This window comes from Streptomyces coffeae (genome assembly GCF_016741875.1).
GTDB lineage: Bacteria > Actinomycetota > Actinomycetes > Streptomycetales > Streptomycetaceae > Streptomyces > Streptomyces coffeae.
Window position 1 is genome coordinate 1 of sequence record NZ_JAERRF010000238.1, and the last position, 276, is coordinate 276.

A 276-nucleotide genomic window follows, 5' to 3' on the forward strand; every position below is an offset into this window, starting at 1 on the left:
GCTTGTGTGGGTGGGTTGTCGCCGGTGGATGTCGGGTTCTCGCTGGCTGCGACTCGGTCGGTGTTCGAGCACCGGGTTGTGGTGTTGGCTGGTGAGGGCGACGGTTTGGCGGGTGGGTTGTCTGCGGTGGTGGCGGGTGAGCCGGCTGCTGGTGTGGTTCAGGGGCAGGTGGTGCCGGGGAAGCTGGCGGTGTTGTTCTCTGGGCAGGGTAGTCAGCGGGTGGGTATGGGTCGGGAGTTGTATGAGGCGTTCCCGGTGTTCGCCGAGGCGTTTGAT

1 protein-coding gene is annotated in these 276 nt (G+C 65.6%); it reads left to right on the top strand.

Features of this window, described 5'->3' with window-relative positions:
• Window positions 1–24: 24 nt before the first annotated feature.
• Window positions 25–276 (top strand): hypothetical protein (locus JK363_RS42025; RefSeq protein WP_215911764.1); only part of this gene is annotated, 252 nt, incomplete at its 3' end.